At 67.5% G+C, this 6,572-nt stretch carries 9 protein-coding genes and 3 pseudogenes; 8 read left to right on the top strand and 4 right to left on the bottom strand.

The window, feature by feature from the left end; translation table 11 throughout:
- Positions 1–505 precede the first annotated feature (505 nt).
- A pseudogene (locus CW362_RS45815) lies at positions 506–659 on the bottom strand (IS630 family transposase); the annotation flags it as partial.
- Between the two features lie 204 nt (positions 660–863).
- On the opposite strand from CW362_RS45815, the gene CW362_RS42170 reads away from it, so the two are divergent.
- Positions 864–1,604, top strand: coding sequence for a Type 1 glutamine amidotransferase-like domain-containing protein (locus CW362_RS42170; protein WP_103554872.1), 741 nt, complete (start codon positions 864–866; stop codon positions 1,602–1,604).
- 183 nt (positions 1,605–1,787) lie between these two features.
- On the opposite strand, the gene CW362_RS43680 is transcribed toward CW362_RS42170, so the two are convergent.
- Positions 1,788–1,964 carry a hypothetical protein gene (locus tag CW362_RS43680; protein WP_162684433.1) on the bottom strand — a complete coding sequence of 59 codons (177 nt, stop codon included), beginning with the start codon at positions 1,962–1,964 and terminating at the stop codon, positions 1,788–1,790.
- Between the two features lie 404 nt (positions 1,965–2,368).
- Between CW362_RS43680 and CW362_RS42165 the strand changes: the two genes are divergently transcribed.
- From CW362_RS42165 to CW362_RS43675, 6 genes are all read left to right on the top strand, one after another.
- Positions 2,369–2,731, top strand: coding sequence for an ArsR/SmtB family transcription factor (locus tag CW362_RS42165; RefSeq protein ID WP_103554871.1), 363 nt, complete (start codon positions 2,369–2,371; stop codon positions 2,729–2,731).
- Positions 2,728–3,261 (top strand): SRPBCC family protein, encoded by a 534-nt coding sequence (locus CW362_RS45150; RefSeq protein WP_167455667.1) that lies wholly within the window; start codon positions 2,728–2,730, stop codon positions 3,259–3,261. The genes CW362_RS42165 and CW362_RS45150 overlap by 4 nt, the downstream gene beginning before the upstream one ends.
- Positions 3,262–3,265: 4 nt before the next feature.
- Positions 3,266–3,820 (top strand): TIGR03086 family metal-binding protein, encoded by a 555-nt coding sequence (locus CW362_RS45145; RefSeq protein WP_167455666.1) that lies wholly within the window; start codon positions 3,266–3,268, stop codon positions 3,818–3,820.
- A 432-nt stretch (positions 3,821–4,252) separates the two neighbouring features.
- Positions 4,253–4,555 (top strand): putative quinol monooxygenase, encoded by a 303-nt coding sequence (locus CW362_RS42155; RefSeq protein ID WP_103554870.1) that lies wholly within the window; start codon positions 4,253–4,255, stop codon positions 4,553–4,555.
- A gap of 48 nt (positions 4,556–4,603) precedes the next feature.
- Positions 4,604–4,978, top strand: coding sequence for a winged helix-turn-helix domain-containing protein (locus CW362_RS42150; RefSeq protein WP_103554873.1), 375 nt, complete (start codon positions 4,604–4,606; stop codon positions 4,976–4,978).
- Between the two features lie 86 nt (positions 4,979–5,064).
- Positions 5,065–5,481 carry a hypothetical protein gene (locus CW362_RS43675; protein ID WP_162684432.1) on the top strand — a complete coding sequence of 139 codons (417 nt, stop codon included), beginning with the start codon at positions 5,065–5,067 and terminating at the stop codon, positions 5,479–5,481.
- Between the two features lie 376 nt (positions 5,482–5,857).
- On the opposite strand, the gene CW362_RS45410 is transcribed toward CW362_RS43675, so the two are convergent.
- Complete coding sequence (locus tag CW362_RS45410) at positions 5,858–5,983, bottom strand: hypothetical protein (protein WP_276313770.1); 126 nt, start codon at positions 5,981–5,983, stop codon at positions 5,858–5,860.
- A gap of 30 nt (positions 5,984–6,013) precedes the next feature.
- Here CW362_RS45410 and CW362_RS45140 point away from each other — a divergent pair.
- Positions 6,014–6,106, top strand: a pseudogene (locus tag CW362_RS45140) (integrase); the annotation flags it as partial.
- Positions 6,107–6,109: 3 nt separating this feature from the next.
- Here CW362_RS45140 and CW362_RS45810 read toward each other — a convergent pair.
- A pseudogene (locus tag CW362_RS45810) lies at positions 6,110–6,452 on the bottom strand (transposase); the annotation flags it as partial.
- Positions 6,453–6,572 lie beyond the last annotated feature (120 nt).

The raw sequence follows: 6,572 nt of genomic DNA, 5'->3' as shown, positions 1-6,572 counted from the left end.
CGGCGCACGGGCGAGCCTCCGGGAACAACGGGCGAGTGAACGGGGGAGCAGCTGACGACTGCAAGACACATCAGCATGCGTTCGGGTTGTACGCGCCATCCGCCGAATCGTGTGAGGCCGACACGGCCGTCACATTCCGGAGATCACTTCCGTGAGCCTCCCCCTGCGTCCGGTGTTTTCCTGGTTGCCCCGATCGCCGCTGTGGCCATCGCCGTCGGTCTGCTCGCCCGCCCGCCCCCGTCCCTGGCTGCGCCGATGTCTGCGCGCTGCCGTGTTCCGGCATCCGTACCCAGGGCTTCGGCGTAGTCGGCGGCGTCTGTTTCGTAAGTACTTGCGGTGAAGGGAGCACGAGCGGACGGCCCCTGTCCCATGTCCATCACGTCTCGACGGCCTGCGTCTCCGCGTACCGTCGGGTAGAGCCGGTCGAAGGTGCCCGGAGATGATCCCCTGTGCGGCTGAAGAGACAGGTACAGACGCGGACGGCGCTCGTGCATGGGATTGGACTTGGCGACCTTCGCCACGGGCATGCCCTGTGTGGACAGCAGTACCATCTGGGCCCGCCGCCAGGTCACCACCGCCCCGGTGCCTCTGCGGATGATCCGCAGCAACCGTCTGCCCTCGTCGTCATCGATCTCCCGGACCCGCACACGTTCAGCCACGTGATCATTCTGGCTGTCCTTTTCCGACTAAGGGGTGGATCACGGGCTTGCCGTCGTTCTCAGTCCGCGGTTGGGCCCTGTCTTGTCCTGAGTGGAGAGGACTTCGCGGCGGCGGAGGGCCTATTCGATTGCGGACGGAGCCGATGGCTTGACACCGTTCAGGACATCGTCCGTGTCTGGATCGTGAACTGAGGAGGCACCCTCGTGGCTGTCATTCCGGAACGTCGTTTGGCCCTCCTCGGAGGCGGCTTCTCCACCGACGACGACGGTCTGCTGGATGACTGGGTGCTTGAACAGGTGCGTGCGCCTCGACCCAAGGTGTGCTTCGTTCCGACAGCCAGTGGCGACGCCCCCGCCTACGTCGAGCAATTCCTCACGGCATACCAGGCACGCTCCTGCGAGCCCAGTGTCCTGGAGTTGTTTCGGCGGGACCTCGATGACGACAACCTGCGATCGTTCCTGCTCTCGCAGGACGTCGTCTATGTGGGTGGGGGCAACACTGCGAACCTGCTTGCGGTCTGGCGTGCGCACGGCGTGGACCGACTGCTTCGCCAGGCCTTCGACCGCGGGACCCTGCTGTGCGGCATCAGCGCTGGTGCCAACTGCTGGGCCGAGGGCTCACATACCGACTCCTTCGGGCCGCTGACTCATCTCTCGGATGGGCTGGGTGTGCTGTCCGGTTCGGTCTGCCCCCACTACGACAGTGAGCCGGGGCGTCGATCGTCCTATCGGACGGCCGTGGCAAACCACGCGCTTCCGGCCGGCTGGGCAGTGGAGGACGGCGTCGGTGCCCTCTTCACCGACGGTCAGTTGACGGACACGGTGACTCGCGCGCCTCAAGCCCAGCTGTATCGGGTAGAGCCAGACGGGGACAACGGAGTCAAGGAACAAGCTCTGCCATGTCGTCTGCTCGTCCCAGCACATCAGCCCACTCCACCTGCGTGAACTGGTGATGCCAAGCAGGTGACGCGGTCCTCATCGGAGCGTCGTCCTTTAGTCTGATCAACACCTTGATGCCGCCCGGTGCAGCAACCGGGCGACACATCACCGCCGGGCGAACGTTGCCTGATGTGGCACTAGCCAACCCTCGGCCACATCGCCGACCTCGTCCTGCACACTGCTGGGACCCTACTGGGGTTCGGTGCTGCCAGGTTCGGGGAACATCGAGGGCTTTGTGAGCGGCGAGCCCTTCAGGCAGGGGGTGTTCGCGAGCACGTTCGTCTCGCCGGAGCCCTTCACGTAGGAGACGAAGATGGTGAATTCCCCGAACTTGCCGGACGCACGGTTTCCCCTGGATGATCGCAAAGAGAGCTGATGGTATCTATCTCCAGAGGTCCGGCCGGGCCGGGGGTTCCTGGGGGCCGTCCGAGGCCGGCCATCGCTATGAAAAATCCGGTAGTGATCACTGGCAGGATGACGGGCCGGGCCGCGCGTCTGGATGGACGCCGCGCTCGGCCCCGCGCCGCGCCGCGGGCTGCGTGCCGGCGGCGGGATCCGCTGCCGCCCGCTGGTAGACGGCACTCTCGCGGTGGGACCCGCCGAGTTCACCGTCCTGGAGCCTGCGCCCGCCAGGGGCTGGCCTTCCCGTGAGGCGCGAGTGCGCCCTCGAGGGGTGGGTCTCGCGGGCTTATTCAACCGGTTGGTTGACCAAGCGGGCGGCTGGTCGTACGGTGGTATTCAACCGACTGGTTGATTACGCGAGGTGAGGGATGTCCGACGACCGGCTGTCCCGGGTGTTCTCGGCTTTGGCCGACCCGACGCGGCGCGACATCGTGGCCAGGCTGGCCACGGGGGACGCGACGGTCAACGAACTGGCGGAACCGTACGACGTGACGGTGCAGGCCGTGTCCAAGCACATCAAGGTGCTGGAGGACGCAGGTCTGGTGAGCCGCAGCAGGGACGCCCAGCGTCGGCCCTGTCACCTCGAAGGCGAGGTTTTCGACCTGATGACGCGATGGATCGAACGCTACCGCCGTGAGGCGGAGGACCGCTTCCGCCGGCTCGACACCGTCCTCGAACAGATGGCGGACGAGCCCGGCGAGGACACCCCTGGGAAGAAGGCGGCATCGTGAACACCGCGGACCACGGCGACCGGCGCGAGACACGGATCGAGGCCGACCCGGCGTTGCCCACCATCCTCATCACCCGGGAGTTCGACGCCCCACCGGAGCGGGTGTTCAGGGCCTACACCGACCCCGACCTGGTCGTGCGGTGGCTCGGCCCGCGTCGGCTGACCATGCTGATCGACGTCTACGAGGCGCGCACCGGCGGCTCGTACCGCTACGTGCACCGTGAGGACGACGGCACGGAGTACGGCTTCCGCGGGGTGTTCCACGAGGTGCGCCGCGACGAGCGCATCGTGCAGACCTGCGCCTACGACGGCTTCCCGGACGGCGTCAGCCTGGAGACGACCCTCTTCGAGGACCTCGGCGGGCGGACGCGCGTCACCACCACCTCGCTCATGGCGTCACTCGACGCCCGCGACGCGATGATCAGAAGCGGCATGCGGCGCGGTGTGACCGAGGGCCATGAGCGCCTGGACGAACTGCTCGACGCCGACCGGAACGGACCCCAGGACCGAGAACCGAGCCGAGAGGCCTGAGATCATGACGAGCGCAGCCGACGAACACCGCACCATCGCCGCCGTCTTCACGGAACGGGTGCGCGGAGTACGCCCCGAGGCCTGGGACAGTCCCGCGCCGGTCGAGGGCTGGGTCGCCCGGGACGTGGTGCGCCACCTGGTCGAGTGGTTCCCCGCGTTCCTGAAGGCGGGCGCCGGAGTCGAACTGCCGAAGGGGCCCTCGGTGGACGACGACCCGGTGAAAGCCTGGACGGTCCACAGCGACGGGGTGCAGGCCTTGCTCGACGACCCCGCGACAGCGCACAGGACCCTGTCGAACCCGCACATCGGAGAGGTTCCCCTGGATCAGGCGGTCGACCGCTTCTACACCGCCGACGTCTTCATGCACACCTGGGACCTGGCACGGGCCAGCGGCCAGGACGAGCGCCTCGACCCCGCGCGCTGCGCCCAGCTGCTCGACGGCATGCTGCCCCTCGACGACGTGCTGCGCGGCAGCGGGCAGTACGGGCCACGGGTGGAGGTCCCGGACGACGCCGACGTGCAGACCCGCCTGCTCGGGTTCATCGGTCGCAACCCCTGAGGATTCTCCTTCCAGCGGTCCGGCGCTCCGGACCGCTCAGTCGCCCTCGCGGGCCGTGGCGTCGAGGCCGTCGGCCGTTCGTGCTCCGTCGTCCGGGGCCGCGGGGGGCGGGACAGCACCCGCCCGTGGCGAGTCTTTCTCCGCCAGAGTGGGACGAGTTGCCTGTGCACCGAGCGGAACTCGGCCTTGAGCACGCCGAGTGCTCCGTTATCCAGGAATCCGCTCTCGAACAACGGATCGGACCAAGATCCGATCAATGCTGTGGATATTGATCCGGAACTGTCGGGGTTCTGGCTGATGGCGTGGGACGGGCAACAGGTGTGGCTCGACGAACCCGACCACGTCCTTCCTCTGACCCGCAGACGACCCCGCTCCCGTCCTCCTGGTGAGATGCCCCGACCTGAGACCAAAGCGCCGCGTAAGGTCGCCCGCATGTCGCAGCCGATCCAGCTCATCATCCTCATCACGACCTTGCCTGGCCGGGGCGCGGAACAGATCACCGCCTTCGAACACCTCGCACCCCTCGTACGCGCGGAAGACGGATGCCTCCAGTACGACCTCCACCAGGTCGCGGACGACCCCGATCGCTTCGTCCTGATCGAACGGTGGGGCTCACCCGAAGCCCTCGCCGCCCACGACGCCGCCCCGCACATGACCGCCGCCGACGCAGCGAACACGGCCTTCCGCGCAAAGCCCGCCGAGGTCATCCGCCTCGTCGCCGATCCCGTCGCCTGACCGCCGGCCGCATTGGCCGAGGGGCGGCATCGTGCGGACGTCGCGGTGATGTTCAAGGTCTGGCTCAAGGCAGTGGACATCTGGTGGGCGAAGTGGCGTGCGGGCGGGCGGGAGGCGCTCACCGCGTGCCCACGAGGCAGACAGGTTGGCGACCACCAGGTGCTGTCCGAGGCCGAGCAGCGGGCCATCCGGCAGGCGGTGCTCGACCACCTCCCCTGCGACTTGGGCCTTGTGGGGCAGTTGCGGACCCGGGCGGCGGTGCGGGACCTGATCGCGAAGCTGTACCGGGTGCGTCTGACCGAGCAGGGGGTGGGCAAGTACCTCCGCCGCTGGGGCCTGACCTTCCAGCGCCCGGACAAGCGGGCCGTCGAGTGGACGACCAGGCCGACATGCTCGCTGACGACCCTCACTGGACGGGCGTGATCGAGTAGCTGCCACGATGGGTGCCGCAAAGAGTGGTCCAGCCTCATCGCTCTCACGATGGGGCCTGACCTGCAAGAAAGGCCATCGTGAACCTGAGCATCCGAAGACTTCGCATCACCGGCGCCGCAGCGGCCCTGTGGCTGGCGGGGGCATGCGCGTCTCCACCGCCACCCCATGTGACCGAAGGAGACCTGGCCGGCCGGTGGACGAGCGGCGCCTGTCACACGGTTTTGACGGTGGACGTCGACCACACATTCAGCGTCAAGAATTTCCCGACCGAGTACTCCATGGAGTCCGATGCCGTTACCCAGCAGATCTCGGGGAAGGGCAGGTGGTACCTCTTCGACGACACCAAGGACGTCGCCTCGCACACTCTCGATCTCAAGCATGACCATACGGTCTATTCGCTGGACTTCGCGCAGAAGCAGAACCGGCTGATCCTCGAGTGGACCGTCGGCGACCCCGACAACGGCTTCAATTGCAGTTTTTCGCGAACCGATTGAGCCGGTTCGGTTGTATACAGGGGACTTTCAGTCGGCATGAGCCGTATAGAGAGCCTCCAGGGCCCGGTGTCCGGCCGGGTCACCGTACCCCCGGCGGTTGTTCGTCGTCGTCTCACAGCACCTCCATCTTCCGCTCGTCAACGGCTGCCAATCGGGAGATGTACGGCCGGGCCGGATCTCTTACAGCCTCTGGCAGATTCAGGCTCGGGCCCGAGCGGCAGGCGTGACACGGGGCACGGGTCCGCCGTGAGTACACTCCCCGCGCGAGTCGCCCCTGCTCGATCGCCACCTGCTCCAGAGGAAAGGAATGACCACGCTCGCCCACCACCTGACCGCCCCTCGCCCGGGGTTGCGTCCCTTCTTGTGACGTAGCCGATCAACTGACCGTCGTGCTGGTGGTGTGGAGTGGTTCGGGGAGTTCAGCGTAGAACTGGTCCATGCTGCCCTCGGGCAGGCAGTAGCGGGGGAAGGCGATCCACTCGTCGTGCAGCTCGAAGAGCACGGCGGTGACGAGCCGCAGGAGCGCGTCGTCAACCAGAACGCCCGGCACCCCGACGTGCCGGCCACTCGACGACGCGAACGCGCCCGCGTCCGCAGCGAGAAGGGCATCCGCTGGGGCGGACGCCCCCATCCCGGCGGCGATCACCACGGCCCGGGACGCAATCCGGTGTCCGACCCTCGCCTTGCAGCAGGCCGCGTCCGGATAGATGTGTGGGAAGCGGACGTGATCCAGAGGCCGGGCAGGCAACGCGGTCAGCTGGCCGTCCAGGTCCTGGCAGATGCGCGAGACCTCGCTCTTGGATGTCCCGGTGCCCGCACAGGGCCTTGACCAGGTCGCCGGCCTGGGTGCTGAGCATCTTGTCGCGGTGGCCGTGGCGGAGCGCGGTGCGCGTCTCGGTGTGCTCGTTTCACTCCGCGCCGATCCGGGCCGTGGCCTCGGCCCCGGTCAGCTCCTGGGGCATGCGCTCGGCCGGGGACTGTAAGACGTTCGGTGTAACTCCCGATCATGGAGGATGCATCGATGCCCAGTGAGAACGTGTCCGAGGCCGAAGGCGCCAAGTCGGCGAAGTCTGTGCCGACGAGGACCGTGG

Source organism: Streptomyces populi, from assembly GCF_002911015.1.
GTDB classification, from domain to species: Bacteria; Actinomycetota; Actinomycetes; order Streptomycetales; family Streptomycetaceae; genus Streptomyces; species Streptomyces populi.
This window is presented reverse-complemented; position numbering and strand designations above follow the sequence as displayed.

Coding starts and splice junctions, on each gene's coding strand:
- CW362_RS42155 (WP_103554870.1), top strand. CDS start 4,253: ATGTCGCAGCCGATCCAGCTCATCATCCTCATCACGACCTTGCCTGGC.
- CW362_RS45145 (WP_167455666.1), top strand. CDS start 3,266: ATGACGAGCGCAGCCGACGAACACCGCACCATCGCCGCCGTCTTCACG.
- CW362_RS42150 (WP_103554873.1), top strand. CDS start 4,604: ATGTTCAAGGTCTGGCTCAAGGCAGTGGACATCTGGTGGGCGAAGTGG.
- CW362_RS42165 (WP_103554871.1), top strand. CDS start 2,369: ATGTCCGACGACCGGCTGTCCCGGGTGTTCTCGGCTTTGGCCGACCCG.